The sequence below is a fragment of the Candidatus Manganitrophaceae bacterium genome, from assembly GCA_016200325.1.
GTDB lineage: Bacteria > Nitrospirota > Nitrospiria > SBBL01 > Manganitrophaceae > Manganitrophus.
The window spans coordinates 148,236-175,127 of record JACQEZ010000001.1; the positions used below are offsets into that span (position 1 = coordinate 148,236).

Sequence of the window (26,892 nt, forward strand, 5' to 3'; positions counted from 1 at the left end):
CCACTATTCTATTTTTAATTTTTTAGCGTCTCGCCGAGCAAGGAAGCAGCGGCGCCGGCTTGAAAGGGGGATGGTTGGAAAGCCGAAGGATCTTTTTGAAATCGCTCTTTCCGAGAGCCGTCGGATGGGGCGCCCTTCTCTCGCTCGATCTCTCCTGGACCGATCGTGTTTTTGCTCAATCCGCGGGTCCGAATTCGGTCAAAATTAATTTGAACGATCCCAAATATGTCGCTCTGATCAAAGAGATTACGCAGCGACATGCCTTTACCGCCGCGGAGCTCAAAGTCCTTTTTGGGAAAGCGGTTCTTCAGCCCGAGATCATCGAAAAGTTCGAGCGCCCCGCCGAGATCCTTCCTTATTATGAATATCGAAAGCGGTTTATTAAAGAAGAGCTGGTTGCCGCCGGACGAAACTACATCCAAGAGAACCTGATGCTGCTTTTAAAGATCGAAGAGGCGTTCGGCGTTCCGAAGGAGGTCGTCTGCAGCATCCTCGGGATCGAGACGAAGTTCGGTCAGCGCGGGATCGAGAAGTACCGCGTTTTTGACATTCTGAATACCGCTTATTCCCTCTACCCGCGACGGGAGAAGTTTTATCGCGACGAGCTGATCGCCTATCTTCTGCTCTGCCGAGAGGAAGGGGTCGATCCCTTTTCAATCCATGGCTCTTATGCGGGGGCATTCGGCGTTCCGCAATTCATGCCGACGAGTTTTCGAAAGTATGCGGTTGATTTCGACCAGGATGGAAAGAAGGATCTCTGGAGCTCTAAGGCCGACATTTTCGGCAGCGTGGCCAATTATTTGAAGACCTTTGGTTGGAAGAAAAATGGGTTGACCTATCTTCCGGCGAATCTGGCAAGCGATTCCCCCGACGCCATGAAAACGGTCGGGGTCGGAATTCGAAAGACGATGCCGCTCAGCCGCGCGGCGGAGCTCGGGATCCAGATCCCGCTTCTGGCGTCCAGCCAGAAAGACGAGGAGGTCTCGTTCGCCATTTATCAGCCGCAGGAGGGAACAGAGGCGCTCCTCGCCCTTTTTGAAAACTTCCGCTCGATCACCTCCTACAATTATTCGCTCAATTACGGCCTGGTGGTCGCTGATTTCTCGGAGCTGCTCTCCAAAAAGGGAAATTCGTGAAGAGAGGCATCGCCTTTCTTTTTCTTCTCCTGCTTTTACCCGGCTTCCTCTTTGCGCAAGATCCTCCCCCCATCGACCCCGCTGCGCTGCTGGCGGAGGGGGATCGGATGTATGAGAGCCGGGATGAGCCGGGCCATGCCGACAAAGCGATTGAATTATACAAAAAAACAATCGATACTTCTCCAAAGAATGACGCCGCTCTTTGGCGGCTCGCCCGGTCGTTCCGCTGGCGCGGCGATATTGCCGATGACGAGCGTGAAAAACTGGCCGACTACAAAGAGATGGAACGGTGGGCGAAAAAAGCGATCGAGGCCGATCCGAACAGCGTCGGCGGCCATCTGATGCTCGGCATCGCCTATGGCCGGATCGGGGAGACCCAGGGGGTGATGAAATCGCTCTCCCTTATCTCGCCGATTAAAAGTGAAATGAACGCCGTTTTGGCGCAGGAGCCTCAGAATGATCTGGCGCACCATGTCTTGGGGGTCTTGTACCGGAAGGTTCCCGGGTTGATGGGGGGATCGATCAAAAAATCGATCGAGGCATTGGAAGCGGCGGTTCAGTCGAACCCAAACAGCACAACCCACTATCTCGAGCTTGCCAAGAGCTGCCTGGAGAAGGGGAAAAAGGATCAAGCCAAAGGAGCGCTGGAGAGACTCCTTGCGATCTCCGCCCCCTCGGATCGGGTTCAATCGAAAAACGATCGAATCGAAGCGCAAGAACTCCTCGCCGACCTCCAATCACCGTAGTTTTGCTTGCATCACCCTCCGTTTTTGGGTACAATAACACCACTTTAGCCGTGCTTTCACTGTGGGTGGGGTAAATCGCCGTGAAAAGAAAGAGCAAAATTACGATCGTCGGCGCCGGTCAGGTCGGCGGGACGACCGCGCAACGATTGGCCGAAAAGGCGTTCGCCGATGTGGTGTTGGTCGACATCAATGCCGATCTGCCGCAGGCCAAGGCGCTCGATCTCCTGGAGTCGGCCCCCATCTACGGCTACGACACCCGAGTGATTGGGACCGCCAATTATGAGGAGACGGCGAATTCCGACATCGTGATCATCACCTCCGGTGTTCCGAGGAAACCGGGGATGAGCCGAGATGACCTTCTGCGGGTCAATGTCGGGATCGTCAAAGGGGTGACCGAGCAGGTGGTCCAGCGCTCTCCCGACACCATTCTTCTGATCGTTTCCAATCCGCTCGATGCGATGACCTACGTAGCACACAAGATCAGTCAATTTCCGCGAGAGCGGGTGATCGGGATGGCGGGGGCGCTCGATTCGGCTCGTTTCCGTGCCTTTATCTCGATGGAGCTGGGGGTCTCGGTGGAGAATGTTCATGCCTTTGTCTTAGGCGGCCACGGGGACAGCATGGTGCCGCTGCCGCGCTATACCACCGTCGCCGGGATTCCACTGACGGAATTGCTCCCGAAAGATCGGCTCGATGCATTAATTCAAAGGACCCGCGACGGCGGCGCCGAGATTGTAAAACTGCTCAAGACGGGATCGGCGTTTTATGCCCCTTCTGCGGCGGTGGTCGAGATGGCCGAAGCGATTGTGAAAGATAAGAAAAAGATCCTTCCCTGCGCCGCCCTTTGTCAGGGAGAGTATAAAATTGATAATCTATTCGTCGGCGTCCCGGTGAAGCTGGGGCAAAAAGGGATCGAGGAGATCATTCAGATCAAGCTCACGCCGGAAGAAGAGACCAATCTCAACCGCTCCGCAGCGGCCGTCAGGGAGCTGTGCGAGGCGGTCGATAAAATCATTTGATCACCTTCTCCATTCCGCCCGATTTCTTTCCGACCATAAGGTATCTCTCTTAAGCATCAGGGGAAACACGTTCCATCGAGGTTTTTCATCATGACCAGGGTCGCCGTGATCGGGGCGGGGAAGGGAGGAACCGCCTTAATCGAGATCTTACATAAAGATCCTCTTGTGAAAGTCGTCGGGATCGCCGACACCAACCCCGACGCTCCCGGCATGGACCTGGCGAGACGCCTTAAAATTCCGACGACGACCGATTACCGAAAATTGATTCGAGACGGGACCGATCTGGTGATCGACGTGACCGGGAGCAAGGCGGTGCGCGAAGGGCTGGAGAAGAATGCCGGCCAGGTCGAGGTGATCGGCGGTCTTTCTGCAAAGTTCATGTGGCAATTGATCGAAGAGCGGATCAAGAGCAAGGCGATGGCGGAGGTCTTGCGGTCCCGATACTCCTTCGAGAACATTATCGGTCAGAGCGAAAAGATGCAGGAGATGTATCGCCTCATCCCGAAGATCGCGAAGACTAATTCGACGGTCCTCATCGAGGGGGAAAGCGGCACCGGCAAGGAGTTGATCGCCCATTCGATCCACCAATTCAGCCAACGGGAGGACAAACCGTTCATCCGGGTCAACTGCGGCGCACTGGCCGAGGGGCTTCTCGAGAGCGAGCTGTTCGGCCATGTGAAGGGGGCCTTCACCGGCGCTGTTGCTCATAAGCTCGGGCGATTTGAACTGGCAGACGGCGGGACGATTTTCCTCGATGAGATCGGTGACATCAGCCCGACCACCCAAGTGAAGCTTCTCCGTGTGGTTCAGGAAGGGGAGATCGAGAAGGTCGGTGATTCGCGCCGCATCAAGGTCGATGTCCGGATTATCGCCGCGACGAACAAAGATCTGAAAAAGGCCGTCGAGATGCGCGAGTTCCGCCAAGATCTCTATTATCGGCTCCGGGTGGTTCCCATCCATCTTCCGCCGCTTCGGGAGAGAAAAGACGATATCCCGCTTCTGGTTACTCATTTCATCGACCGATTTAACAAGGAGATGGGAAAGAAGATTACGCAGGTCTCTCCGGACGCGATGGAGATCCTGATGGAATATGACTATCCTGGAAATATCCGCGAGCTTGAGAATATTATCGAGCATGTCATGGTGTTTTGTACCGGCGAGGTGCTTCAGGCAGAGCATCTTTTGAAGGATATTCAGACATCCCGTGGTGACATCATTGGCAAAGTAATCGAGCAGGACGACCCTCTAAGGGCAATGGAGCAGGAGCTGATTTTAAAGGCGCTCAATCAGGCGGGATGGAATTATAAGAAAACGGCGGAGAAATTAAAAATGAGCCGGACCACCTTGTGGCGAAAACTCAAAGAGTATGGGCTTGTCAAGCCCAATATTGTTTCAATATAGAACATGTTTAAATATGAAACAAATGTTTTAAGATATTGAAATTGCTAGTATAAATTATAATTTTATGGAAATAATTAAAATTATTTGTTTCAAATGTGAACGATGCCTTTACGGGATGTAATCGGTAATCTTATTGATTTATATGGGGAAAATTTAAAAAAAGCATCTGGCATTCATGTTGCAATTTTTAGGTTAGCAAATGAACCTAAACGAGGAGGTCACCATGGATTGTCCCAGATGTAGCGGAAGTATGATTTCGCAGATCTTTGAAGATATCAAGGACGATACCGGTCATATCTCTTTTTATGGCTACCGATGTCTCATCTGTGGTGAGATTGTCGATCCGGTCATCATGGCCAACCGGCAGAACCGTCCCCATCTTCAGGCAAGAAATCGAAAGTTGATGGCCTCCTCCAGGGCATAACGCGCTGACAAGAAGGCTCATCCTGAGAAGGAATCAGTTCGTGCAAAGTCGGCATGTACTCACCGATCGTGATCTGCTTCTCGAACATCTGCCGACGGTCCGTCCGATGGGCTATCAGGAATATGTGGCCCGCCGGGGCTATGCCGGGTTATCGAAAGCATTGCGCATCGGTCCCGCGGCGATTCTGGAGACGATTAGGCAATCCGGTCTTCGCGGCCGTGGCGGCGCCGGCTTTCCCACGGCGAAAAAGTGGGAGATGGTCGTCCAACGAAACGAACCGAAAAAATACCTTTGTTGTAATGCCGCCGAGGATGAGCCCGGCACCTTTAAAGACCGCTACCTTCTCCGGTTTAACCCCCACCAATTAATCGAAGGCGCCCTGATCGCCGGTTACGCGGTCGGTGCAGAAGAGGTTTACCTTTATATAAACGGCCATTACACTGAAGAGATCGAGTTCATGGAGCAGGCGCTCCAGGAAGCTAAAGAGAAAGGGCATTGGGGACGGCCGATTGAAGGTTCTTCCCGCCGGCTCGAACTCATCCTTTGTAAAAGCCCTGGAACCTACGTTGCGGGGGAGGAGACAGCTCTGCTGGAGGTGATTGAAGGCCGCGCCGCGAGACCTCGGCAGAAGCCCCCTTATTATCCCGCCGTCCGTGGGCTCTTTGGCATGCCGACCGTCGTCAACAACGCTGAAACCCTCTCGAATGTCTCCCACATTCTCAGAGAAGGGGCCGATTGGTTTCGATCCCGTGGGACAGCGACTTCTCCAGGCACTTTGGTCTTTACGTTGACGGGGGATGTCAACCGTCCCGGTCTGTATGAGCTTCCGCTGGGAACCTCTCTGCGCGAGTTAATTGAAGTTCATGGAGAAGGAATCAAGGGGGGAAAGCAGCTCAAGGCGGTTTTCCCGGGGGGACCGTCGAATACGATCATTGGGATCGATAAACTAGACACGGCGCTCGATTTTGATGCGTTGAAGGCTGTTGGGACCGGTTTGGGGACCGGCGCGGTGATTGTGATGTCGGAAGAGGTCTGTATGGTCCAGTCCGCGATTCAGTATGCCCGGTTCTTTGGAAGAGAGAGTTGCGGCCAGTGTCCCCCCTGTAAGCTGGGAACGGTGCATATCTCTGAAATTCTTGAGAAGATAGAGTCTGGCCGGGGGGATGAAAAGGACCTCCAACAGATCGAGCAGGTCTGCGGTATGATTAAAGGGAGGGGATATTGTTATCTATTAACGGGGGCTTCTATCGCCGTTGAGAGCATCTACCGCCGCTTTAAGGAAGAATATGCCGCCCACGTTCGAGAGGGAGCTTGTCCTTTTGTCGGGGCCGCTTGAATCAGGGCGAAATCAGGATTATATAAAACGTAGAAGAATTTTGCTATAATGAACTAAATTGCGTGACGAGGAGGAAGCGATGGTCATCATAACGGAAAAGGCCGGAACCAAAGTAAAAGAGATCATGGAAGCGGAACAGAAAGCCGGCTATGGACTACGGGTTTATGTCACCGGAGGGGGCTGTTCCGGCTACCAATATGGAATGGCCTTTGAAGAGAAAGCCACCGATGAGGACAGCGTGCTCGAAATGCACGGTGTGAAGCTCTTTGTCGATCCCTACAGCGCGCCGATGCTCCAAGGAACGGAAGTCGACTATGTCGATAATCTGCAGGGAGCGGGGTTCGCGATTAAAAATCCGAATGCCAAATCGACCTGCGGTTGCGGCCAGTCGTTCAGCGCCTAGGCGCGTCCGAAGGGTTCAGGAATTGATCGAATTAGAAAAGGGCCGGTTCTTTAGATCGGCCCTTTTTTTTGGCTGGAGGGCGATCCGATCATTTTAGATTGTCGCTAGATTGTTCGGAGTTTGCTTGACAGCCGGGGCCTTGTCCCATATAATCCAACTTTTTGAAATAGATAGGGTATTGAGATGGAAATTAAAATTAATGATATTCCACCCGAAGGGCTTCTTCTCACCTATGAAGAAGGTCCTGAGGAATTTGACCTCTCGAAAAGCGGGTTTGCGATCAAAGGCAACATTCATGTCTTGGTAAAAGCAATCAAGCACAACGAGGAGGACGTGTATGTTCGAGGGGCGATCACGGCCGAGATCGTCTCGGAATGCAGCCGCTGTTTGAAGCCGCTGACCAACACGATTGAGTCCGACTTCCAAGTCGAATATGTCCCTCGAACATCGGTCCCCGAAGGGGAGCAGGAGTTGGTGCAAGAGGAGCTTGATCTCCTTTTCTATGACGGAGAGACGATCAACATTCGCGAAGAGGTTGAAGGGCAGCTGATCTTGTCGACGCCGATGCGGCCGCTCTGCAGGGAAGATTGCCGCGGCCTCTGTCCGCAGTGCGGCCAGGATTTAAATGTCAGGCAATGCAACTGTGTGGTCGAAGCGCCCGATCCCCGCTGGGCAGGTTTAAAAGAAATTTTTGAGAACAAGAAAAAATCATCATAATATTCTGTAAATTCTGAAGGAGAAGAGATGCCGAATCCAAAACACAAAATATCCAGGGCGCGACGGGACAGCCGACGGACCCACAAGAAGCTTCAGACCCCCGTCTATGTCCTCTGCCCGCAGTGTCATGAACCGAAGCTCCCCCACCATGCCTGCCTCAGCTGCGGCAGCTATAAGGGACGTGAGGCAATCGCCGTCGAAGAGGTCTAGTTGATCGCCGATTGCCGATAGAGGTCCTATGAAGATTGCCCTGGATGCCATGGGAGGAGACGACGCCCCTGCCGCCGTCGTCGAAGGGGCCGTGATGGCGGCCCGTGAGCTCGACGTCGAGATCGTTCTCGTCGGCGACGAAAAAGAAGTTCAAAAAGAACTCTCCCGACATGCCATTCAAGGCCTGCCCCTCTCCGTGCATCACGCCCCCCAGCGGGTTGAGATGCATGAATCTCCTTCCTCCGTCGTCCGAAAGAAACGGGACTCGTCGATTTGGATCGCCACTGAATTGGTAAAGAGTTCAGAGGCGGTTGCAGTCATCAGCGCCGGCAATACCGGCGCCAGCATGGCAACGGCCCTCTTTATCCTCGGCCCGTTAACCGGCGTTGAGCGGCCGGCGATCGCAACCCCCCTCCCGACCCTGAAGGGAACCTCGATCCTCATCGATGTCGGGGCAAACGTCGACTGCAAGCCGCAGCACCTCTTTCAGTTCGCGATCATGGGACATATTTACGCCAAGGAGATCCTCGGCGCGGCCGAGCCGAAGATCGGCCTCCTGAGCATCGGGGAGGAAGACACCAAGGGGAATGAGCTGACCAAAGAGGTTTTTAAACTGCTCAAGGCGAGTCCGCTCCGGTTTATCGGGAATGTCGAGGGAAGAGATGTCTATGCCGGCGAGGCCGACGTCGTCGTCTGCGACGGTTTTATCGGAAACGTTGCCTTGAAGATTTCCGAAGGGCTCTCGGATGCGATCATCCAATTCTTGAAGCGGGAGATCACCGCCTCGCCGTTGGCGAAGCTCGGCTATTTTTTGTTAAAGCCGGCCTTCTCTAATTTTCGAAAGAAGGTCGATTACGCCGAATATGGGGGGGCCCCGCTCTTGGGGGTCAATGGCATCAGCATCATCTGCCACGGTCGCTCTTCCGGAAAGGCGATTAAAAACGCCGTTCGGGTCGCCAAGGAATCCTACAGCCGCGGGGTGAATCGGCTGATCAAAGAGCAGATCGAGGCCCAGATGGGATCGGTTTCCACCAAGGAAGAAGGGGTGCCGCGTCCATGAGCCTTGGAAAGCCGGAAGGCGCGCCGAAGATGCGGGCCCGCATCGTCTCGACCGGATCGTATGTCCCCGAGGGGCGTCTGACCAACAAGGACCTTGAAGCCAAGGTCGACACGACCGACGAGTGGATCTTCGAGCGGACCGGGATTCGCGAGCGACGGATCGCCGCGAAGGACCAGGCGACCTCCGATCTGGCGCTCATCGCGGCGCAGCGGGCGCTCGAAGCGGCGAGAATTGCTCCGGAGGAGATCGACTTGATCGTCCTGGCGACCTCCACCCCGGACATGTTTTTCCCCTCGACCGCCTGCATCGTTCAAGACCGGCTGAAAGCGACGCGGGCCGCCGCCTTCGACCTCTCCGCCGCCTGCTCCGGTTTTGTCTATGCCTTGTCGGTCGGAGAACAATTTATCCGAAGCGGGACCTATCACAAGGTGCTCGTCATCGGCGCTGAAGTGATGACCCGCCTGCTCGATTGGACCGATCGAAGGACCTGCGTTCTCTTCGGCGACGGCGCCGGCGCGGTCTTGCTCTCGGCGGCCGAAGCGGATGAGGGAATTCTCTCCACCCATCTTCATTCGGACGGCTCGCTGTGGGATTTGATCTGTGTTCCCGGCGGCGGCGCGGCGGCCCCCCCTTCGGAAAAGGTCTTGGCGGAGCATCTCAATACAATCAAAATGAAGGGGAACGAGACGTTCAAGGCGGCTGTCCGTAATTTGGAAGAGGTGGCCTGGGAAGCGCTTCGTGCAAACGGTTTCCTCCCCTCCGATCTCGCTTTTGTCGTTCCGCATCAGGCCAATCTTCGAATTCTCGGAGCGGTGGCCGATCGGCTCGGGGTCGGGATGGAACAGGTGATCACGAATCTCGACCGTTTTGGAAATACCTCTGCGGCATCTATTCCCCTGGCGCTCGATGAGGCGGTTCGAGCCGGTCGGATTAAAAAGGGATCACTGCTTCTGTTCTTAGCCTTCGGAGGCGGGCTGACCTGGGCCTCCTCATTGGTACGGTGGTAAATAAACGGATCCAGTTCGGAATGCGGGTGCGGACGCCCGAAGTAAAAGAGCCAAATTAGTCAGACTTTCCTTTGGTTTTAACTTCGTTATCGAATTCGACACGCTGCATGACATTTCATAGGAGGAGAGAGTGAATCAACAATTTCTAAATGGATGGGCGCTGATTCTCGGAGCCTCCAGCGGTTTCGGCGAAGCATGCGCGTTGGAGTTGGCTTCGTTCGGCATGGATATCTTCGGCGTCCACCTCGACCGTAAGGGAACGATCGCCAATGTCGATCGGATCACCTCCGAGATTAAAGCGAAGGGACGCCAGGCGATTTTCTTCAACGTCAATGCCGCCGACGCCGAAAAGCGAAAAGGGGTCCTTGACGAAATGGAGAAGACATTGTCGGCGGGGGGAGCAGGCGTTCGGGTCCTGATTCACTCGCTGGCATTCGGAACGCTCAAGCCGTTCATCGCTGGCTCTCCCAACGAAGCGATCGCGCAGCCGCAGATGGAGATGACGCTCGATGTAATGGCCAACAGCCTCGTCTACTGGACGCAAGATCTCGTCGCGCGCGGCGTTCTATCCGAAGGGGGACGGGTCTTCGCCATGACCTCCGCCGGCGGCGCCCGCGTTTGGAGAAGTTACGGCGCCGTTTCAGCGGCCAAGGCGGCGCTGGAGTCCCATGTCCGCCAGCTGGCGCTCGAGCTCGGTCCGAAGGGGGTGGCGGTCAACGCCATCCGGGCGGGGGTGACCGACACCCCGGCGCTTCGCAAGATCCCGGGCCACGAGGAGATGATCAAGATGGCGAGTGCCCGAAACCCGATGGGCCGCCTGACCACCCCGGAGGACGTTGCGGGGGCGATCGCCCTCTTCTCCCACCCGAAGGCGCAGTGGATCACCGGGAATGTGATCGGCGTCGACGGTGGAGAATTCATCGTCGATTAATCATCCGCTTCCCCGATATTTCCTGGAAAATTTTTGTTGACTTCATGTTTTTTTTTGATCAATATCATTTGGAATCTTTGGGCGGAAATGGTTTTTTTGGTCTTATACTGCGAAGGGGATCTTCCCTTCCGGATCGGCTTGAGTTCTCAAGGAGAGAGATAAGTGGCGATCGCATTTCTCTTTCCGGGCCAAGGCTCGCAATATGTCGGAATGGGGAAAGCGCTCTTCGAGCATTTCGACGCCGCCCGCGCCACCTATGCCGAGGCTGATCGGGCGCTCGGCTGGGAGATCAGCCGGCTCAGCTTCGAGGGACCGGAAGAGCGGCTGAACCAGACGGAATATACCCAGCCGGCGCTGCTCGTCGCCAGCATCGCCGCATGGCGCACCTTGGGAGCGCCGATCGATAAAGGGGCCTTGGTCGCGGGACACAGCCTCGGCGAGTATACGGCGTTGGTTGCCGCCGGCGCGCTTCCTTTTACAGAAGCGGTCCGGCTGGTCCAACAACGCGGACGCTTCATGCAGGAGGCGGTTCCCCAGGGGCAAGGCGGGATGGCGGCGATCGTCGGGCTCGATCGAAAGACGATCGGTGAGATCTGCGAGCAAGCGTCGAGCGGGAGCGGACGGGTCACCGCCGCGAATTACAACGCCCCCGACCAGATCGTGATCGCCGGCGAAGCGGGCGCGGTTCAGCGGGGTGCAACACTGGCCCAAGCGCGCGGGGCGAAGCGGGTGGTTCCGCTGGCGGTCAGCGTTCCCTCGCACTCTCCGATGATGGGGGAGGCGTGTCGCCGTCTGGCGGCCGAGCTGGAAAAGATCGGCGGAGAAGATTTAAAGATTCCTCTCATCAATAATCTGCAAGCGAAGAGAATCACGACTTGGCAGGAGGCCAAGGCCGGTCTGATCGATCAGCTCTCCTCCCCGCTGCTTTGGGAAGAGACGATCGGGCAGATGCGGGATTCGGGAATCGATCTCTTCATCGAAGTCGGACCCGGCCGGGTTTTGTCCGGTTTGCTGAAGCGGATTGACCGGAAGCTCGCGACGATGAATGCCGAAGACGCCGCCGGGGTGGAGAAGGTCAAAGCGGCGCTGGAGAAATAAATGGGTGGAACGATCGATTTAAAAGGGAATGTAGCGCTCGTCACCGGCGGCGCCCAGGGGATTGGAAAAGCGATTGCAACCCTTCTTGCGGACTGCGGGGCGAGTGTGGTAGTCTCCGACGTAAATCGCGAAACGGCTGAGAAGACGGTTGCAGAGCTCGCCGCGCAGGGGAAAGAGGCGATGCCGGCGCAAGCCAACGTGGCACGCGCGGAAGAGGTCAAGGCGATGGTCGATTCGGTCATCTCGCAATGGGGAAAGGTCGACATCCTCGTCAACAACGCCGGGATCACCCGAGATACCCTGCTGCTCCGGATGAAGGATGAAGATTGGGACGCGGTTCTCTCCGTGAACCTCAAAGGGACCTACCACTGTATGAAGGCGGTGCTTCCCTCGATGAGCCGGCAGCGCCGCGGGAAGATCGTTAATATCTCATCGATTGTCGGCGTCATCGGAAATGCCGGTCAGGCGAATTATGCCGCGTCCAAGGCGGCGGTCATCGGCCTGACGAAGACCGTGGCGCGCGAGTACGCCAGCCGCGGCATCACGGTGAATGCCGTCGCCCCCGGTTTTATCGATACCGCCATGACCGCATCGCTTCCCGCCGACGTCAAAGAAAATTTACTAAAGCAGATCCCGTTGGCCCGTCTGGGGTCTCCGTCGGACATCGCCAACGCGGTCGTCTTTTTGGCTTCGGACCGCGCCGACTATATGACCGGCCAGGTGCTTCATGTCAACGGCGGCATGTATATGGGAGGATAAGGCGGTTCCATCCGTTGGAGTGAAACAGGGAATTTCCAATGAACGTTTTCACTAAAAAGGCCGGCCTTTTTTGAGGCGGCAGGTTTCATCTGTTTAACTTTATCTTTAAGGGGAGGTGAGAAGCGTTGGCAGTAGAAGAGCGCGTTAAAAAGATCATTTCGGAGCAGTTGGGCTTGGAAGAAGAGGATGTCACCCCGGAAGCCTCCTTCGTGGAGGATCTCGGCGCCGACTCCTTGGATACCGTGGAGCTGGTCATGGCGTTCGAGGAAGAGTTCGGGATAGAGATCCCGGATGAGGATGCAGAGAAGATCCTCACCGTCCAGAATGCAATCGACTACATTAAGGAAAAGGTGTAGCGATTCGTCCGCTTTGTACCGGCCTGTTCCGCCGGCCGGTACCGATCGGTTCTGTCTTAAGTAAGGGGGTGGTTTTCTGAAACGAAGGGTTGTTGTTACCGGCCTGGGGGCAATCACGCCGCTCGGGATAGGAGTAGAGAAGACATGGAAGGCGCTCTGCGCAGGTGAGTCGGGGGTCGATCGGATCACCCGTTTCGATCCGACGGACTATCCCTGTCAGATTGCAGCCCAGGTCAACGATTTCGCCCCGGCCGATTTTATCGACGCCAAAGAAATCAAAAAAATGGACACCTTCATCCACTACGCCGTTGCCGCAGCCCAGATGGCGATGGATGATTCCGGATTGAAGGTGACCCCCGAGAATGCGGAGCGGATCGGCGTGTATGTCGGCTCCGGCATCGGGGGGCTTCAGGCCATTGAGCAGTGGCACAAGGTTCTCCTCGAAAAAGGACCGAAACGGGTCAGCCCCTTCTTCATTCCGATGTCCATTATCAATCTCGCCCCCGGCCAAATCGGCATCCGGTTCGGCGCCAAAGGACCCAACTCCTGCGCGGTCACGGCGTGCGCCACCGGAAACAACTGCATCGGGGACGCCTTCCGCATCATTCAACGGGGGGAGGCCGATGCAATGATTGCCGGGGGAACCGAGGCGGCAATCACCCCGCTGGGGGTCGCCGGATTTTCCGCCTCGCGCGCGCTCTCCACACGAAATGATGATCCGAAGCATGCCAGCCGCCCCTTTGATAAAGATCGAGACGGCTTTGTCTTGGGAGAAGGGGCCGGCATTCTTGTTTTAGAAGAGCTCGAGAGTGCCCGGGCGCGGGGCGCCCGCATTTATGCCGAGGTCCTCGGATATGGGATGTCTGCCGACGCCTACCATATCACCGCGCCGTCGGAAGAGGGAGAGGGGGCGGCGCGCTGCATGCAGCTTGCCTTGAAAGATGCCGGCATCCGACCTGACGAGGTCGGCTACATCAACGCCCACGCCACCTCCACCATGGCCGACGCCATCGAAACGAAGGCGATGAAGACGGTCTTCGGCGAGGCGATCCGGCAGATCCCGATCAGTGCGACCAAGTCGATGACCGGACACCTGTTGGGGGCGGCCGGAGGGATCGAAGCGGTCTTCAGCATTCTTACCATTCGAGACAGCCTGATCGCTCCGACGATTAACCTTGACCATCCCGATCCGCAGTGCGATCTCGACTACACGCCCAACCAGGCCCGAAAGGCTTCGGTCGATATCGCTCTTTCCAATTCGTTCGGTTTCGGCGGCACGAATGCCACCGTCCTTTTCAAGAAGGTTCGGAACGTGTAACCCCTTTTGCCATGGATTGGGTATGCCACTTCCATCATGTTGCCTTCGGATCTGACCCTCCTCCAGAAACGGCTCTCCTATTCTTTCAAGGCGCCGCTGCGCCTCCGCCAAGCGGTTACCCACAAATCGTACCTCAACGAATCAAAGGATAAGACGGTCGACGACAATGAGCGCTTCGAGTTCCTGGGCGATGCCGTCCTCGACCTGATCATCAGCGAAGTCTTGATCGAACGCTTCCCCCAAGCGCCGGAGGGGGATCTCTCTAAGTTAAAAGCCCGGGTGGTCAGCGAGGGAACGCTCGCCCGGGTTGCTAAAGAGATCGGCCTCGGCCAGTACCTCTATCTGGGAAAGGGGGAGGAGCGGACCCTCGGCCGAGAGAAGAGCTCGCTCCTTGCCAATGCGATGGAGGCGGTGATCGCCGCCCTCTATCTCGACGGCGGTCTTGCGGCGGCGCGGGAGGGGGTGATGCGGGAGTTCGAGCCGTTCCTGCGGGAGCTGACCCGCCCTGAGATCACCGTCGACTACAAGACCGAGCTCCAAGAGCTCTGCCAAAAAGAGTTCGAATCGCTCCCCACCTACCACGTTATCGGAGAGTCGGGTCCGGACCACCAAAAGCGCTTCGAAGTCGAAATCCGAATCCGAAACACCCCCTATGCCACCGCCGGCGGGAAGAGCAAAAAAGAGGCGGAGCAGCGGGCGGCACAGATCACGCTGGAGCGGTTGAAAAGAGGAGAACGGGCTCCGCAGATTGAGTAGCGCTCCTCGACTTGCCGTTATCTTTTTGACGCACCCTTCTTAATTTGACAGCTCAAACCAGCCTTCTTGCACTCTTCTTGATCGCAGTGTTTTGGAGCCGCGTTCGGCCTGGGAAGACATATCCGGTGAAGTGGTTATAGAACAAGGCCGGCGGTTCTCTATCGTGGTCTTCCCCACGGCGCAGCTTTTCTCGGCATCCCGGCGACCGGTCGTCCGATCGATCTGGAAGTCATTGACATTCTCCGGATCAAAATGGGCAGATCACCGATCACGGGGTCCTTGATCAACTCCGCCTTCTGACCCAATTAGGAGCAATCTTGCCTTCCGGCCGCTAGAGTTGCTGCAAAAAGTGTCGTATACTTTGCTCTTGCAGTTTTTTTATTGTCACGGGAATTCAGCGGAGCAATCGTGAGAGCCACCCGCACGACCAGACATCTTTTAATTCTCTTTTATAGCGTCTTCGCCGTTTCCATCGCAGGCTGTGCGACGCGCCCCTCCACCCCTCCCACGCGCGCGTGGTCGGCTCCGTGTGATACCTGCATGGCGGGGGTTGAGAATTTTGGGAAGGTCACGCCGCTCCTCTGGCGGGGAGAGCAGCCGACGAAAGAGGGGTTTCGTCATCTGGAGGCGGCGGGGGTGAAGACCGTCATCAGTCTTCGGGAGTTTCACGACGACCTGCCGCTGCTGAAGGGGACGAAGCTGAAGTATCTGCGGATTCCGATGGATCCGTGGCGTCCTGAAGAGGAGGAGCTGATTCAATTTTTAAAAGCGGTCGACGCCGCGCTCAAAGATCCTGACGGCGCGCCGGTGTTTGTCCATTGCTCGCTCGGGAGGGATCGCACCGGCTATAGCATCGCCTCGTACCGGATGGTTTTTGAGCATTGGGCGGCGGAAGATGCGATCCACGAGATGTTCGACTTTCGCTTCAACGCGATCTTTTTCTACAATCCCCGGTTTCTTAAAAAAATGGATGTCGAGCGCCTGCGCACGCTTGTACAATTCAAGCCGTAATCCGAACGTTGCGTGACCGGCTCAAAGAGCCAAGCGGTCAGGTGACTTCAACGCCCCACCGTTCGTCTTCGTCCGAGTCTCTCAATTCTTTTAAATGTCGGCGGGCCTCGACCAGCTCGGGATTGATTTTTATGACCTGTCGGTACTCCTCCCGCGCTTCCTTTTTCCGGCCGAGCAGAAGATAGGTATTCCCGAGGTTGTTGTGCGCCTTGTCGTAGTCCGGCTCGAGTTCCACCGCCTTTTGATAGGCGCCGAGCGCTTTTTCCATCTCTCCCACGGCGGCGTAGGAGACGCCGAGGTTATTGTAGACTCGGGGAAGATCCGGGTCGAACTTCGGAAGGTCGATGTCGAACTTTAAGGCTTTTTCATATGTGTCAATCGCCTCCGCCCAGCGCTGCCATTTCGCATAGGTATTGCCGATATTAAAGTAGATCTCTCCTAGATCGTCTTCGGAGGAGAGGAGCAGCGCTTTTTGATAAAAGGTGATGGCTTCCTCAAGATGGCCCTCCTTCTCATAGACGACACCGATATTGTAGTAGGACCGATAGAGCGCCGGGTTGATCCGGATTGCTCCTTGATATGCTTCAATCGCTTTCGCAATCTGCCCATGGTTTTTGTATACGTTTCCCAAGTTGTTGAGGGCATTCGCATCGTCCGGCTTCAGGGCGATCGATTTCTCAAAGGCCGCTTCCGCTTCATCGAATCGCTTGTGCTTGGCATAGGCAATGCCAAGGTTGTTGTAACCGCGTGCTTTTGCCGGACTCTTCTTTACGACATCTCCCCACAAGGTCATTTCATCCTTCCAGATTCCGTTTCGCTGATAAGTCGCAATCGATAAACAAAGGACCGCAACGGCGATGCCCCCGAAACCCCAGCGGAGCGGAAGCACCCTCTTGAAGGTGATTGGACCGGCGAGCAGCACGGCGCTGACCGAGATGAAAAGTCCGATGCTCGGAAGATAGAGCCGATGCTCGAAAAGAGTCTCGATGATCCGAAGCGCAGAGAGGGTCGATGTCACCGAGATCGTTAAAAAGAACCAGAGAATTCCGAATGCGACCAGCCGCGCGGCGGAATTTTTGCGCTGTCGGGTAAGGAGAAAGAAAGCGACCGAAAAAAGTCCTACAATGACGAGAAGCGAAAGGAAGACGGCGGGATCGAACAGCGAGTGGTAAACCGGGTAGTCGTAGTCGAGGTTTTGATTGACCGGCCAAATCAGAAGCCGAAGGTAAGTCATGAGCGCCCGCAGCTGTGTGAAGAAATAATCAAGCCGGCTCACCTGGATCGGATGGCGGGAAAGTCTCTCTTCTATTTCACTGAGAAAATGAATACTCGACAGCGGAATCAGGATCAGCGAACTAAGAAAGGGGAGCAAGGAGAGCCAGCGCATTTTTCTTGGGCGCTCGAAAAAAAGGAATTCGATTAAGATGAACATCAGCGGAATCGTGAAGCTCACCTCCTTCGTCCGCATTGCCAGCAGGGTGGAAAGAAGCGAGCCGAGATACCAGGCATATTTTCGCTTCGTGGAAGGGGCTGCGATCCGCCAGTAGATGTAGCAGACGAGAGCAAGAAGATAAAACGTGACGACCAGCGAGGCAAAGCGCTGAACGATGTAGGTCACCGCCTCTGTTTGAAGCGGGTGGGCCGCGAAAAGAAGCGCCGCAGAAAACGCAATCCACGGCGCGCGGTCGCAGGGGTACCTTTCTGTGGAGGTCATTAGGGGGGTGCGGAAGAGCTGAAGGACAAACGTATAGACGAGAAAGGTATTCAAGAGATGGATGGCGACATTGACCAGGTGATAGCCGAAGACATCCAGTCCTCCAAAATGGTAATTGAGGGCGAAGGTCATGAAGCCCACCCATCGACGCTCTTCGACGTTCCAAAACTGTTTCAAATAATGTAAGGATCGAACCCGGGGGTCGTCGATGATGTTGGAATAGTCATCAAAATGAAAGGAAGAGGAGAAGATATTCGAATAAATTAGGAGAATGACGAATGACAGGAAGACGAAAACGATCGGCGTTCGAGCCCTGGAGATCCAAATTGAAGCGGTTGGTTTTTGAGGCGGGGGCCACTTTTTCATGAAATCGCTTACCAAGTACTTTCGGTCGGATAGATGCTGTAAGAAAGCGTATCTCCACTTAGAAAAATCGTCAATCTGATCATCCACACGTTAGAGGTAACGATCCTGTTCCGGTGAACGCAGGGGCGAATGCAATCGGATGCAAGTTGACACGTGACTCCTCTTCCGCTACAGTAGGACGATGTTTTTCTCTCAACGGATCGGTCCCCCGGGGAGCGCCGCAAGCGGAATGATATTCGAAAAATTCTGTCATCCGGGGACGGATAAAATTTCTGAGGTTTAGAGGTTTAAATGAAAGAATTTCTCAAATACTGCCTTCTTTTTGCTGTAATGACCATTGCTGCAATCTATATCTACTACCTCGTTATCTTACTCTCCCCCGCAACAGACATCTTTGCCCCGGTGAAGTAAGAGAAAATGGAACCCCGGAAGATCTTCCACTCTGAGTGGAGCTTCTACGCGGGAGGGATCGGTCCGGATTCGCGACTTCAATGACACTCTCCGACTTTTGTTCGATTTCCTCTCTACTTCGCCTGCAAGCGGAGCGCTTTCCTAATAAAGTGTTCCTCTTCTTCAAAGAACAAGAAGTCACTTACCGGCAATTGGATGAACGAACAGAGCGGATTGCTGAAAACCTGGCCCGTTTTAAAGTTCAGCCGGGAGAGAAAGTTGCGCTACTCCTTCCGAACATTCCGGAGTTTCTTTTCGCCTTCTTTGGGGTGTTAAAGCACGGCGCGGTGGTGGTGCCGATGAACCCGGGGTTGAGAGGGGAGGAGGTCGCGCGCCTCCTCGAACATTCCGAAAGCCGCGTCTTGGTGACCACACCGACCCTGTATTCAATGATCGCGCCGAAACGGACCGAGCTGTCGCGGCTTCAATTGCTTTTCTTGGTCGGTGAACGCGGCGGGGTCGGAAAGGTTTTCTCCTCCCTTTATGTCGCCGGCGGACCGCGGCGGCCGGAAGAGATCGGTCCCAATGATCCCGCCGCATTGATCTATACCTCGGGGACAACCGGATGGCCGAAGGGGGTCGTTTTAACCGATCACAACTATCTCTTCAGCGCGGCGCAATTTTCTCGAGCCATGGAGTTATCCGAACAGGATCGCCTGCTTGGCGTCCTTCCTCTTTCTGAGGTCGGCAGCCAGGTCATTTTATTGCTGGCCTCTCTTTTTTCGGGCGGGAGCCTGGTTCTGATGGAGCGATTTTCGCCGGCGGAGGTTTTTATGACGTTGGAGCGATTTCGCGTGACCGCCTTCGCCGGTATGTTCTAGACCTATGAGGGGCTGCTCCAGTTTGATGCGCTGCACAAACCCGATCTCTCCTCACTCCGGTTTTGCCTCAGTCAGGGATCGCCGATACCGATCGCGCTCCTTCAAAAATTCGAGGAGCGATTCCGGACGCCCATTCTCGAAGGATATGGTCTAGCGGAGGGGACCGGAATCGTTTCAGTCAATCGGGTCAGCGGCCGGTGGAAATCCGGATCGGTCGGCGTTCCCCTGTCGGGCCTGGAGATGAAGATTTTGAATGATCGGGACGAGGCGCTCACCGACCGGGAGATCGGCGAGGTCGTCCTGCGCGGTGAGAACATCATGGCCGGCTACTTTAAGGCTCCGGTGGGGGAGGAGGCGATCCGCGGCGGCTGGCTCCATACCGGCGATGCCGGTTATCGGGATGACGACGGCACTTTTTTTATCGTCGGCCGAAAAAAGAGGTAATCCCTCCTTCAGAGGGATGGTTTTTGCTATATCTGGAGCCAGATTGGAAAATCGACTTAAATGCGGTTTAGATTGCATCCTCGACGATCCAGAAAACATGGTTCGGCAAAATTTGGGCGAGGAAGAGGTTTTTGTCTTTATCATGATCGAAAGTTCTTCGATCGAGCGACTGTTTTGCGAAGCGATTGTGAAAGATCCGAAGCCGCTCTTGGCCGGGCCGGCCTTCCAGGAGGGCGATTGCGCTGAGTTCAGGATAGTGTCCTTCCTGCAGCGCCTCCTGAATGTAGCGGTGTTCGAGGCCGGGGAGTCCCCCTTTATAAAGGACCGGTAAGAACGGCAGCTTCCCTTTTTTATACGGCTGCGCTCTTTTCCGGGCGACCTTCAGTGTCTCTTGAATCTCCGCCGATGTGGCATACTCCAGAACGACGGCAATCAGGGCGCCCTGCGGACTCTCGATTAGATAATCGGGGGCACTTTTTTTGGATTTGTCCGCTGCTTTATAGCGGCGTTTGAAACGTTTCAGATATTCCCGGAAAGAGGCCTCACCTCTCTTTTTTTCTTTGACTTCCTGCATCATACATCCTGACGACGGCAATGACCTTTCCCAAGACCTCGACCGAGCGATCTTTCTCGATGACGATCGGTCTCATCTGGGGATGGGCGGGGGATAAAATGACCACCCCTTGTTTCTTCGAAAAATATTTAAGCGTTGTTTCGCCATCCACTAAGACGACGGCGATCTCTCCATTTTGGACCATCGGTCGCTTTTGGACCACCACGTAATCCCCCTCCATGATATGGGCGCCGATCATGCTCTCTCCCTTTACACGAAGGAGAAACGCCGCCTCCCCGGGTGCAATCGCGGGATCGACCCAGAGCTGTCCGTCGATATTTTCCTCGGACAGAAGGGGGAGCCCGGCGCGAACCGTGCCGAGGATCGGCAGCAGCCGGCCTTTCGGGACGGGGGTGCCTGCGATCCGTATCGCGCGCGACCGTCCAGGGAGGCGCTGGATGATTCCCTTTCGGACGAGTGCATCTAAATGCTTCTTGGCCCCCTTCGGGTCGGCCATCTTAAAATGATGTGCAATTTCACGGAGGCTCGGCGGGAAACCTTGCTCATCGAGATAGCGTTTTAAAAATTCAAGGACCGCTTGTTGTCGGAGGGTCAGCACCGCTTCCATCGCTTTTCTCCCGGAAGGTCCACAGATGTGGCCCTACCCTTGTGGCCTCATTCTAGAGCTTTTTATTCTCTTTGTCAATGCGTTCTTAAGTGGAAACGCTGGATTTAAAAGGAATTCCGGTCAGGCATCCTTGCCCGCTGGTTTTATTGACAAAGCTTCCTTTTATGTTATCCTTTTTCCACCGGAGAAGCCGATGTTGAAGAAGATCCTGATTGCCGACGATGAAATCCCGATCCGACTTTTGATTCACAGCACGTTGGAGAGCGAAGAATATGAGATCCTGGAAGCGGTTAACGGTCCCGACACGATTGAAAAGTGTCTGGAGCAGAAACCGAACCTTCTCATCCTCGATCTGATGATGCCGGGGCTCAGCGGCGAGGAAGTCTGCAAGAAGATTCGGTCCGATCCTCGGACGGGATCGATTCCGATTATTATCTTGACCGGTCGGGGAAAGCTCACCCACGATGAAGCAAAACGCTTCGATGCGGATATCTATTTAACCAAGCCATTCAGCCCCCTGGAATTGCTCGATTGCGTCAGCCGGGTCTTAAGCCGACAGGGCTAGCTTTTCAACCTCGCCATTTGGAAACTGCATGGGTTTATCTTACGTCGATCGAGAGTTAGAGCGGTATCTTCGAGAGGAATTCGGCTATTCCGGCACCCAGCTCGCCTACGTGCTCCGCGATTTGAAGATCCTTCTTAAAAGAGAAAAGCTCAAGGCCCAAGAGTTAGAGACCGCATATCAACAGATGCTCCGCTATGCTGAGGATCTCCGCAAGAGCTATCTACAGGAGCGGCAGCAGACGGAGCGGTTGATTCAGAGCCAAAGAGCCACCGCGATCACCCTTGCAAAAGCGATCGAAAAACGTGATTGCTATACGGGGGGCCATACCGATCGGGTGACCGGATATGCCGTGTTGACGGCGAAGCAGCTGCACTGGTCGAATGAGCAATTGGCGGTGCTGGAATTGGCGGGACACCTCCACGATGTCGGAAAGATCGGCGTCCCCGATGCCATTCTCAACAAGCCGGGCAAGTTGACGGTCGAAGAGTTCGAGGTAATGAAAGCCCATCCTGAAATTGGAGAGCAGATCATCCGCGGCATCGATTTTTTCGAATCGTTGGTTCCCTATGTCCTCTATCATCATGAGCGGTTCGACGGACAGGGTTATCCGAAGGGGCTGGCGGGAGAGGACATTCCGATCGAAGGGAGACTGCTCGCCGTCTCCGACACGTTCGATGCCATGACGAGCAGCCGCCCCTATCGAAAACAGCTTGATCCCGAGCAAGCGATCAAGGAAATTAGGCGTTGTTCGGGATCACAGTTCGATCCGAAGATCGTCAATGTCTTCCTCGAAATTTGGGGGGCCGGACTGCTCGACCCGATCCTCTTTGGAGAAGCCGACGGTCCTTCCCCATCCTCCCACCACGGTTGAACTTTACGGCTCCATGTCACCCCGCTTGTATCCCATCAAGGTACGCTTTCACAGGGCAAATTTCTTGACAATTCGAACGGCAACCTGTTAACCTGAAAAACGGATAGAGGTGACCCGTTTGAATCTTCCCTCCGACAAGAGGGCGATCCGCGCCCGTCTTCTGCTTCAGAGAAGAACCCTGTCCCCTGAGGAGCGGCGGACGAAGTGCGAGGCGATCGCAAGGCGATTGCTTACCTCTTCGGAATTCAGAGCGGCAGAGACGGTTCATAGCTATTTGGCCTCCAAGGCCGAGGTTCAGACGCAGGAAATAATCGAAGAGGCGCTTCGACTCAAGAAGCGGGTCGTGGTTCCTATTGTTGAACCTAAGACGAATGGATTGACCCTCTCGGTCCTGACCGATTCTCATCTCTCCCAATTGCAGCCCGGTCCCTTCGGTATCTTAGAACTCCGACCCGAATTTCGGAAAGCGATCGATCCCAAAGAGGTCGATCTCTGGTTGATTCCGGGGGTCGCTTTTGACGAGGCTGGGAATCGGCTCGGTTTTGGAGGGGGATACTACGATCGTCTCCTCTCCGGTACTTCCGGGAGGAAGATCGGGTTGGCCTTTGAATTCCAGATCGTGCATCGGCTTCCGATTGAGCCGACCGATCATCCGATCGATCTGATCATCACCGAAACAAGAACCATTGATTGCAAAGGAGAGGATGGTGCCGGCAAAGCGGATTGATGGAAAAATGATCGCGCAGAAAGTCCGCGCGCGTGTGAAGGAAGTGGTCGACCAGCTGGAACCCGACCATCGGCCCGGATTGGCGGCGGTGCTCGTCGGCGAAAATCCGGCCTCGAAGATTTATGTACGCAACAAGCGGAAGGCGTGCGAAGAGGTTGGGATCTACTCCGAAGAGCACACCCTCCCCGACAGCGCCACAGAGAAAGAGGTTCTCTCCCTGGTCGACCGGCTGAACCGCGATCCGAAGATCGACGGCATTTTGGTCCAGCTCCCTCTGCCGAAACAGATCAATGAGCGGCGCGTTCTCGACGCCGTCTCGCCGGAGAAAGATGTCGACGGCTTTCACTACCTCAACGTCGGGAAGCTGGTGGCGAATGAACCGGGGTTTGTTCCCTGCACCCCGCTCGGCATCATCGAGCTCCTCATTGCAACCGGGGTTGAGATCGCCGGCGCCCATGCCGTCGTCCTCGGACGGAGCAACATCGTCGGAAAACCGGCGGCGCTGCTGCTGCTTCACCGCCACGCCACCGTGACCGTCTGCCACTCGAAAACAAAAAATTTGGAAGAGGTCTGCCGGCAGGCCGATATCCTCGTCGCTGCAATCGGCAAGCCGCAGTTCGTTCAGAAAGAGATGGTCAAGGAAGGGGCGGTGGTGATCGATGTCGGAATCAACCGTCTTCCCGACGGGAAGATCGTCGGGGATGTCGACTTTGAGCCGGTTCAGGAGCGGGCCGGCGCGATCACGCCGGTGCCGGGCGGGGTCGGCCCGATGACGATCGCCATGCTTCTTTCGAACACCCTTCAGTCGGCGAAATGGGCCGCCGCGCGCCGCCGCGGAGATGGTCCGAAATGAAGACCCTTCGGGAGGCCTGCGCGTCGGGCGAGTTTCTTCTGACAGCGGAGTGTGTCCCGCCGAAGGGGAGCGACATTTCCCGGTTCTCCGAACAGGGCCAACGGTTGTTGGGAAAAGTCCATGCGGTGAATGTAAACGACAATCCCGCCGCGATCATGCATGCAAGTCCCTTGGCGCTCAGCAAAGTGCTTCTCGAGATGGGACATGATCCAATTTGCCAGATTACGGGGCGCGATCGAAATCGATTGGCGATTCAGTCCGACCTGCTCGGCCTTCAGATTCTCGGCATCCGCAATGTGCTCTGCTTGCGGGGCGATGATGTGACCGTCGGCAACCAAAAAGAGACCAAACCGGTCTTCGATCTGGCGTCGGTCGGTATCCTTAAGACGGTGACAGATCTGAACCAAGGAAGGGACCTGGGCGGCCACCCGCTGGAGGGGGCGACCGATCTCTTTGCCGGTGCGGCCGTCTCTCCTCTGAGCGATTTCTCCGGCCCCGGTCTGATCCAATTTAAAAATAAGGTCGAGGCCGGCGCCCGCTTTCTCCAGACGCAGGCGGTTTTCGATCCGGAGCCGTTCAAGCAGTTTATGGAGATGGCGCGTCAATCGAGTGTGAAGGTGATTGCGGGGGTTCTCTTTCTCCGTTCCGTTAAAATGGCCGAGTATGTCAACGCGCACATCCCCGGGATTCGCGTTCCGGATCATTTTATCGAACGGCTGGCGCGGGCCGGAAAAGAAGGGGCGGTCGCTGCCGGAATCGACATTACGTTAGAGGTCATCACGTCGGTGCGGGGCCTGTGCGACGGGGTCCATCTGATGGCGATCGGCGCGGAGGAGCAGATCCCGACGATTTTGGAGCGGGCGGGGCTGACCGACTCCGGAAAAGGGTTTTTGGGCGGCGCCGACCGGGCGGTCGCCGGAGGGTCTCGATAATGGATAAGGTTACCGTTCCCCGAATTCTCGAGAAAAAGGAGCGGGGGGAAAAGATCAGTGTTTTGACGGCGTATGATTATCCTTTCGCCAAATTGATCGATGAGGCGGGGATCGATATCTTATTGGTCGGCGATACGGTGGGGGTGGTCGTTCAGGGAGAGGAGAGCACGCTGCCGGTGACCCTCGATCAGATGATCTATCACACCCGCATGGTCTCACGCGCCGCCCGGCGGGCGCTGGTTGTCGGCGACATGCCGTTTATGTCGTATCAAGCGAGCCTGGAGGAGACGATCCGGAATGCCGGCCGGTTCCTCAAAGAAGGAGGCGCCGCCGCGGTGAAGCTGGAAGGGGGAGCGCGGGTGGCCGATCGGATCGAAGCGCTGACACAGCACGACATCCCGGTGATGGCGCATATCGGGCTGACCCCGCAATCGGTCCATCGGATGGGAGGGTACAAGGTCCAAGGAAGGGAGAGCCTTCAAGCGAAGCAGCTCCTCGCCGATGCGAAGCGGGTCGAAGCGGCGGGCGCTTTCTCGTTGGTCCTCGAAGGAATCCCGATCTCGCTTGCAAAGAAGATCACAAAATCGATTCAGATTCCGACGATCGGGATCGGCGCCGGCCCGCACTGCGACGGTCAGGTGCTGGTCCTCCACGATCTCCTCGGCCTCTTCACCCGGTTTCATCCGAAATTCGTCCGCCAGTATGCCGACCTCACCCCGCTGATCACCGACGCGGTCCGACGTTACAAGTCGGATGTGGCGTCGGGCAAGTTCCCAACCGAAGCAGAGGGATACGAGTAGCCTCGCGCCTCCACCGATTCGAATCAGTCGTTTCAGACCCTATTTTTTTGTAAAGACCACTTCGAGGTTTCCGAGGGTGGCATCTTCCCAGGTGGTGAAAAGGGTGTTGCTGGAGGCGGTAATGGAGGGGTTTGCCGCGGAGCCCGATCCTTGGATGTTGACGGCGGGGCTGAAGGTGGCGCCGTTATCGGTCGATTTTCGATAGACGAGGCCCGCCAGCCCAGGGGTATTGTCCATCCAGACAACATGGATCGACCCGTCTGAAACAGCGATCTTCCCGTCGTTGGAGCTACAGGCATTGTTGGAGAGATTGGTCTGAGGAAGATCGTCGGTGGAGGTGAAGGTAGCCCCTTGATTCAGCGATCGGATCAGGAGGATCTCCGAGTTGGGGGCGGAGCCGCCCAACACCGGACAGGTATTAGACTCTTCGGGAAAAGGAAAGCCTTCCCATAGGAGATAGACCCGGTCTCCCTCCGCCGCAAGCTCGGGACGATTGGAGCCGTTGATCGATCCGGAGAGAATGGTCGGATCTTGGCTGAGCGGCGGGGTGAAGCTCCCGGTCGGATCAGGGAGTCTTCGGAAGAGAACCTTCGACTTTGGGCGGGTGCAATCTTCCCACGCGATATAGAGGTGGCCGTCGGCTGCGGCGAGGGTTGGATTCAATGAGGGGGTTTGCGGCGCATCGGCCCCGCAAATTGAGCTGGGCTTCGGTCCGGAGATCACGGCGGGGGATGGAGTAAAATCGGCGCCCCGGTTGGTGGAGTGGGTGAACAGAATTTCAGAATTTAAAAGGGTGAATTGAGTGGCCGACTGGCCGACCGTGACCGGCGAGATCAGGTAGTCGGTCGCTTCTCCCCAGGCGACAAAGACATTGTCCCCGAAGGCAACCACGGCCGGCTCTTGAGAGGGGCAGGGACCGGTCTTGTTTCCCGGCGTGCCGCAGACCGGCGGGGAGAGGGAGAGGTTCTTCCCCGGCGCGTCGAGCGGGGGGGCCCAAACGAACGATCCGTTTTGGTCCTCCGCCTCTCTGAAAAAGATGTCGGTATCGTTCCGGTCCGAGACGAATTCTTCCCAGACGACATAAATCAAATTTCCCGAGACGGCGATCTTCGGATTTCCTGAGAAAGAGGACGATTGAGAGACATTGATCGGCGCGTCGAAGGTCGTCCCACCGTCTCCGGAGCGGGAGAGGAAGACCTCCATGTTTTGCCCGCCGGTATGTTCCTGCCAGACGACATAAACCGAATTCCCGGAGAGGGCGATCTGGGGACCGATTGAAAGGGCCGTGCTTTTTGAGAGATTCATTACCCCATCCGGAAGGTGCGGCGGGGAGGGGGTGCTGTTTCCTTGGCATCCGAAAAAGAGAAGAGACCCGAATAAAAAGAAGGCGAAGGGTGAAAAGAGCCGGCGCGCTGTTCGGGAGGCGGCGTTGATGACGGGAGGTTGATCATTCCGCGATCCGCGATCCGCAATTCGCATT

General features: G+C 55.9%; 30 protein-coding genes. 26 read left to right on the forward strand and 4 right to left on the reverse strand.

What is annotated here, in order from left to right; translation table 11 throughout:
• Positions 1 to 74 precede the first annotated feature (74 nt).
• The 18 genes from HY282_00675 to HY282_00760 all read left to right on the forward strand — a co-directional run bounded on the left by HY282_00675 (position 75) and on the right by HY282_00760 (position 15,688).
• On the forward strand, positions 75 to 1,136 hold the full coding sequence (locus tag HY282_00675) for a lytic murein transglycosylase (protein MBI3802261.1): 1,062 nt from the start codon (positions 75 to 77) through the stop codon (positions 1,134 to 1,136).
• Positions 1,133 to 1,882 (forward strand): tetratricopeptide repeat protein, encoded by a 750-nt coding sequence (locus HY282_00680; GenBank protein MBI3802262.1) that lies wholly within the window; start codon positions 1,133 to 1,135, stop codon positions 1,880 to 1,882. The genes HY282_00675 and HY282_00680 overlap by 4 nt, the downstream gene beginning before the upstream one ends.
• 80 nt (positions 1,883 to 1,962) lie before the next feature.
• Positions 1,963 to 2,901 (forward strand): malate dehydrogenase, encoded by a 939-nt coding sequence (mdh, locus tag HY282_00685; protein ID MBI3802263.1) that lies wholly within the window; start codon positions 1,963 to 1,965, stop codon positions 2,899 to 2,901.
• Positions 2,902 to 2,991: 90 nt separating this feature from the next.
• Positions 2,992 to 4,302 (forward strand): sigma 54-interacting transcriptional regulator, encoded by a 1,311-nt coding sequence (locus HY282_00690; GenBank protein ID MBI3802264.1) that lies wholly within the window; start codon positions 2,992 to 2,994, stop codon positions 4,300 to 4,302.
• 223 nt (positions 4,303 to 4,525) lie between these two features.
• Complete coding sequence (locus HY282_00695; protein MBI3802265.1) at positions 4,526 to 4,726, forward strand: hypothetical protein; 201 nt, start codon at positions 4,526 to 4,528, stop codon at positions 4,724 to 4,726.
• 40 nt (positions 4,727 to 4,766) lie between these two features.
• On the forward strand, positions 4,767 to 6,062 hold the full coding sequence (locus HY282_00700; protein MBI3802266.1) for an SLBB domain-containing protein: 1,296 nt from the start codon (positions 4,767 to 4,769) through the stop codon (positions 6,060 to 6,062).
• Between the two features lie 79 nt (positions 6,063 to 6,141).
• Entirely contained in the window at positions 6,142 to 6,465 is a 324-nt protein-coding gene (gene erpA / locus HY282_00705; GenBank protein ID MBI3802267.1) for an iron-sulfur cluster insertion protein ErpA, read from the forward strand.
• Positions 6,466 to 6,648: 183 nt separating this feature from the next.
• Positions 6,649 to 7,182 (forward strand): DUF177 domain-containing protein, encoded by a 534-nt coding sequence (locus HY282_00710; GenBank protein ID MBI3802268.1) that lies wholly within the window; start codon positions 6,649 to 6,651, stop codon positions 7,180 to 7,182.
• Positions 7,183 to 7,209: 27 nt separating this feature from the next.
• Complete coding sequence (gene rpmF, locus HY282_00715) at positions 7,210 to 7,392, forward strand: 50S ribosomal protein L32 (protein ID MBI3802269.1); 183 nt, start codon at positions 7,210 to 7,212, stop codon at positions 7,390 to 7,392.
• Positions 7,393 to 7,420: 28 nt separating this feature from the next.
• Positions 7,421 to 8,452 carry a phosphate acyltransferase PlsX gene (plsX, locus tag HY282_00720; protein ID MBI3802270.1) on the forward strand — a complete coding sequence of 344 codons (1,032 nt, stop codon included), beginning with the start codon at positions 7,421 to 7,423 and terminating at the stop codon, positions 8,450 to 8,452.
• A 29-nt stretch (positions 8,453 to 8,481) separates the two neighbouring features.
• Positions 8,482 to 9,459 (forward strand): ketoacyl-ACP synthase III, encoded by a 978-nt coding sequence (locus tag HY282_00725; protein ID MBI3802271.1) that lies wholly within the window; start codon positions 8,482 to 8,484, stop codon positions 9,457 to 9,459.
• Positions 9,460 to 9,619: 160 nt separating this feature from the next.
• Positions 9,620 to 10,390: an SDR family oxidoreductase gene (locus HY282_00730; protein MBI3802272.1), complete on the forward strand. Its 771-nt coding sequence runs from the start codon at positions 9,620 to 9,622 to the stop codon at positions 10,388 to 10,390.
• A 162-nt stretch (positions 10,391 to 10,552) separates the two neighbouring features.
• The gene (gene fabD / locus HY282_00735; GenBank protein ID MBI3802273.1) at positions 10,553 to 11,488 is read left to right on the forward strand and encodes an ACP S-malonyltransferase; all 936 of its coding nucleotides are present in this window, start codon (positions 10,553 to 10,555) and stop codon (positions 11,486 to 11,488) included.
• Positions 11,489 to 12,247 (forward strand): 3-oxoacyl-[acyl-carrier-protein] reductase, encoded by a 759-nt coding sequence (gene fabG / locus HY282_00740; GenBank protein ID MBI3802274.1) that lies wholly within the window; start codon positions 11,489 to 11,491, stop codon positions 12,245 to 12,247.
• Between the two features lie 125 nt (positions 12,248 to 12,372).
• Positions 12,373 to 12,603 carry an acyl carrier protein gene (acpP, locus tag HY282_00745; GenBank protein MBI3802275.1) on the forward strand — a complete coding sequence of 77 codons (231 nt, stop codon included), beginning with the start codon at positions 12,373 to 12,375 and terminating at the stop codon, positions 12,601 to 12,603.
• Between the two features lie 76 nt (positions 12,604 to 12,679).
• Entirely contained in the window at positions 12,680 to 13,921 is a 1,242-nt protein-coding gene (fabF, locus tag HY282_00750; GenBank protein ID MBI3802276.1) for a beta-ketoacyl-ACP synthase II, read from the forward strand.
• 36 nt (positions 13,922 to 13,957) lie between these two features.
• Positions 13,958 to 14,677 (forward strand): ribonuclease III, encoded by a 720-nt coding sequence (gene rnc / locus HY282_00755; GenBank protein MBI3802277.1) that lies wholly within the window; start codon positions 13,958 to 13,960, stop codon positions 14,675 to 14,677.
• Positions 14,678 to 15,085: 408 nt separating this feature from the next.
• Positions 15,086 to 15,688 (forward strand): dual specificity protein phosphatase family protein, encoded by a 603-nt coding sequence (locus tag HY282_00760; protein ID MBI3802278.1) that lies wholly within the window; start codon positions 15,086 to 15,088, stop codon positions 15,686 to 15,688.
• 37 nt (positions 15,689 to 15,725) lie between these two features.
• Here HY282_00760 and HY282_00765 read toward each other — a convergent pair whose 3' ends face one another.
• On the reverse strand, positions 15,726 to 17,768 hold the full coding sequence (locus HY282_00765) for a tetratricopeptide repeat protein (GenBank protein ID MBI3802279.1): 2,043 nt from the start codon (positions 17,766 to 17,768) through the stop codon (positions 15,726 to 15,728).
• A 560-nt stretch (positions 17,769 to 18,328) separates the two neighbouring features.
• Here HY282_00765 and HY282_00770 point away from each other — a divergent pair.
• Together HY282_00770 and HY282_00775 are read left to right on the forward strand one after the other, a co-directional pair.
• Complete coding sequence (locus tag HY282_00770) at positions 18,329 to 19,039, forward strand: acyl--CoA ligase (protein MBI3802280.1); 711 nt, start codon at positions 18,329 to 18,331, stop codon at positions 19,037 to 19,039.
• A 12-nt stretch (positions 19,040 to 19,051) separates the two neighbouring features.
• The gene (locus HY282_00775) at positions 19,052 to 19,483 is read left to right on the forward strand and encodes an AMP-binding protein (GenBank protein ID MBI3802281.1); all 432 of its coding nucleotides are present in this window, start codon (positions 19,052 to 19,054) and stop codon (positions 19,481 to 19,483) included.
• Between the two features lie 67 nt (positions 19,484 to 19,550).
• Here the strand turns inward: HY282_00775 and HY282_00780 are convergent, their stop codons facing one another.
• Together HY282_00780 and lexA are read right to left on the reverse strand one after the other, a co-directional pair.
• Complete coding sequence (locus HY282_00780) at positions 19,551 to 20,060, reverse strand: hypothetical protein (GenBank protein ID MBI3802282.1); 510 nt, start codon at positions 20,058 to 20,060, stop codon at positions 19,551 to 19,553.
• On the reverse strand, positions 20,026 to 20,664 hold the full coding sequence (lexA, locus tag HY282_00785; protein MBI3802283.1) for a repressor LexA: 639 nt from the start codon (positions 20,662 to 20,664) through the stop codon (positions 20,026 to 20,028). The genes HY282_00780 and lexA overlap by 35 nt, the downstream gene beginning before the upstream one ends.
• A 193-nt stretch (positions 20,665 to 20,857) precedes the next feature.
• On the opposite strand from lexA, the gene HY282_00790 reads away from it, so the two are divergent.
• From HY282_00790 to panB, 6 genes are all read left to right on the forward strand, one after another.
• Complete coding sequence (locus tag HY282_00790; protein ID MBI3802284.1) at positions 20,858 to 21,229, forward strand: response regulator; 372 nt, start codon at positions 20,858 to 20,860, stop codon at positions 21,227 to 21,229.
• A gap of 28 nt (positions 21,230 to 21,257) precedes the next feature.
• Positions 21,258 to 22,100: an HD-GYP domain-containing protein gene (locus HY282_00795; GenBank protein ID MBI3802285.1), complete on the forward strand. Its 843-nt coding sequence runs from the start codon at positions 21,258 to 21,260 to the stop codon at positions 22,098 to 22,100.
• 109 nt (positions 22,101 to 22,209) lie between these two features.
• Positions 22,210 to 22,827, forward strand: a complete 618-nt coding sequence (locus tag HY282_00800) for a 5-formyltetrahydrofolate cyclo-ligase (GenBank protein MBI3802286.1) — start codon at positions 22,210 to 22,212, stop codon at positions 22,825 to 22,827.
• Entirely contained in the window at positions 22,808 to 23,680 is an 873-nt protein-coding gene (folD, locus tag HY282_00805) for a bifunctional methylenetetrahydrofolate dehydrogenase/methenyltetrahydrofolate cyclohydrolase FolD (GenBank protein ID MBI3802287.1), read from the forward strand. Before HY282_00800 ends, folD begins: the two co-directional genes overlap by 20 nt.
• The gene (locus tag HY282_00810; protein ID MBI3802288.1) at positions 23,641 to 24,612 is read left to right on the forward strand and encodes a methylenetetrahydrofolate reductase; all 972 of its coding nucleotides are present in this window, start codon (positions 23,641 to 23,643) and stop codon (positions 24,610 to 24,612) included. The genes folD and HY282_00810 overlap by 40 nt, the downstream gene beginning before the upstream one ends.
• The gene (gene panB / locus HY282_00815) at positions 24,612 to 25,412 is read left to right on the forward strand and encodes a 3-methyl-2-oxobutanoate hydroxymethyltransferase (protein ID MBI3802289.1); all 801 of its coding nucleotides are present in this window, start codon (positions 24,612 to 24,614) and stop codon (positions 25,410 to 25,412) included. Before HY282_00810 ends, panB begins: the two co-directional genes overlap by 1 nt.
• A 39-nt stretch (positions 25,413 to 25,451) precedes the next feature.
• Here the strand turns inward: panB and HY282_00820 are convergent, their stop codons facing one another.
• Positions 25,452 to 26,891, reverse strand: coding sequence for a hypothetical protein (locus HY282_00820; GenBank protein ID MBI3802290.1), 1,440 nt, complete (start codon positions 26,889 to 26,891; stop codon positions 25,452 to 25,454).
• Position 26,892 lies beyond the last annotated feature (1 nt).

Excerpts from the sequence above, each read along its gene's own strand:
- rnc (MBI3802277.1), top strand. The coding sequence starts at position 13,958 with ATGTTGCCTTCGGATCTGACCCTCCTCCAGAAACGGCTCTCCTATTCT.
- HY282_00765 (MBI3802279.1), bottom strand. The coding sequence starts at position 17,768 with ATGAAAAAGTGGCCCCCGCCTCAAAAACCAACCGCTTCAATTTGGATC.
- HY282_00820 (MBI3802290.1), bottom strand. The coding sequence starts at position 26,891 with ATGCGAATTGCGGATCGCGGATCGCGGAATGATCAACCTCCCGTCATC.
- HY282_00725 (MBI3802271.1), top strand. The coding sequence starts at position 8,482 with ATGCGGGCCCGCATCGTCTCGACCGGATCGTATGTCCCCGAGGGGCGT.
- HY282_00695 (MBI3802265.1), top strand. The coding sequence starts at position 4,526 with ATGGATTGTCCCAGATGTAGCGGAAGTATGATTTCGCAGATCTTTGAA.
- rpmF (MBI3802269.1), top strand. The coding sequence starts at position 7,210 with ATGCCGAATCCAAAACACAAAATATCCAGGGCGCGACGGGACAGCCGA.
- lexA (MBI3802283.1), bottom strand. The coding sequence starts at position 20,664 with ATGGAAGCGGTGCTGACCCTCCGACAACAAGCGGTCCTTGAATTTTTA.
- HY282_00795 (MBI3802285.1), top strand. The coding sequence starts at position 21,258 with ATGGGTTTATCTTACGTCGATCGAGAGTTAGAGCGGTATCTTCGAGAG.
- plsX (MBI3802270.1), top strand. The coding sequence starts at position 7,421 with ATGAAGATTGCCCTGGATGCCATGGGAGGAGACGACGCCCCTGCCGCC.
- HY282_00780 (MBI3802282.1), bottom strand. The coding sequence starts at position 20,060 with ATGATGCAGGAAGTCAAAGAAAAAAAGAGAGGTGAGGCCTCTTTCCGG.
- HY282_00810 (MBI3802288.1), top strand. The coding sequence starts at position 23,641 with ATGGGCCGCCGCGCGCCGCCGCGGAGATGGTCCGAAATGAAGACCCTT.
- HY282_00790 (MBI3802284.1), top strand. The coding sequence starts at position 20,858 with ATGTTGAAGAAGATCCTGATTGCCGACGATGAAATCCCGATCCGACTT.
- fabG (MBI3802274.1), top strand. The coding sequence starts at position 11,489 with ATGGGTGGAACGATCGATTTAAAAGGGAATGTAGCGCTCGTCACCGGC.
- panB (MBI3802289.1), top strand. The coding sequence starts at position 24,612 with ATGGATAAGGTTACCGTTCCCCGAATTCTCGAGAAAAAGGAGCGGGGG.
- erpA (MBI3802267.1), top strand. The coding sequence starts at position 6,142 with ATGGTCATCATAACGGAAAAGGCCGGAACCAAAGTAAAAGAGATCATG.
- HY282_00710 (MBI3802268.1), top strand. The coding sequence starts at position 6,649 with ATGGAAATTAAAATTAATGATATTCCACCCGAAGGGCTTCTTCTCACC.
- HY282_00690 (MBI3802264.1), top strand. The coding sequence starts at position 2,992 with ATGACCAGGGTCGCCGTGATCGGGGCGGGGAAGGGAGGAACCGCCTTA.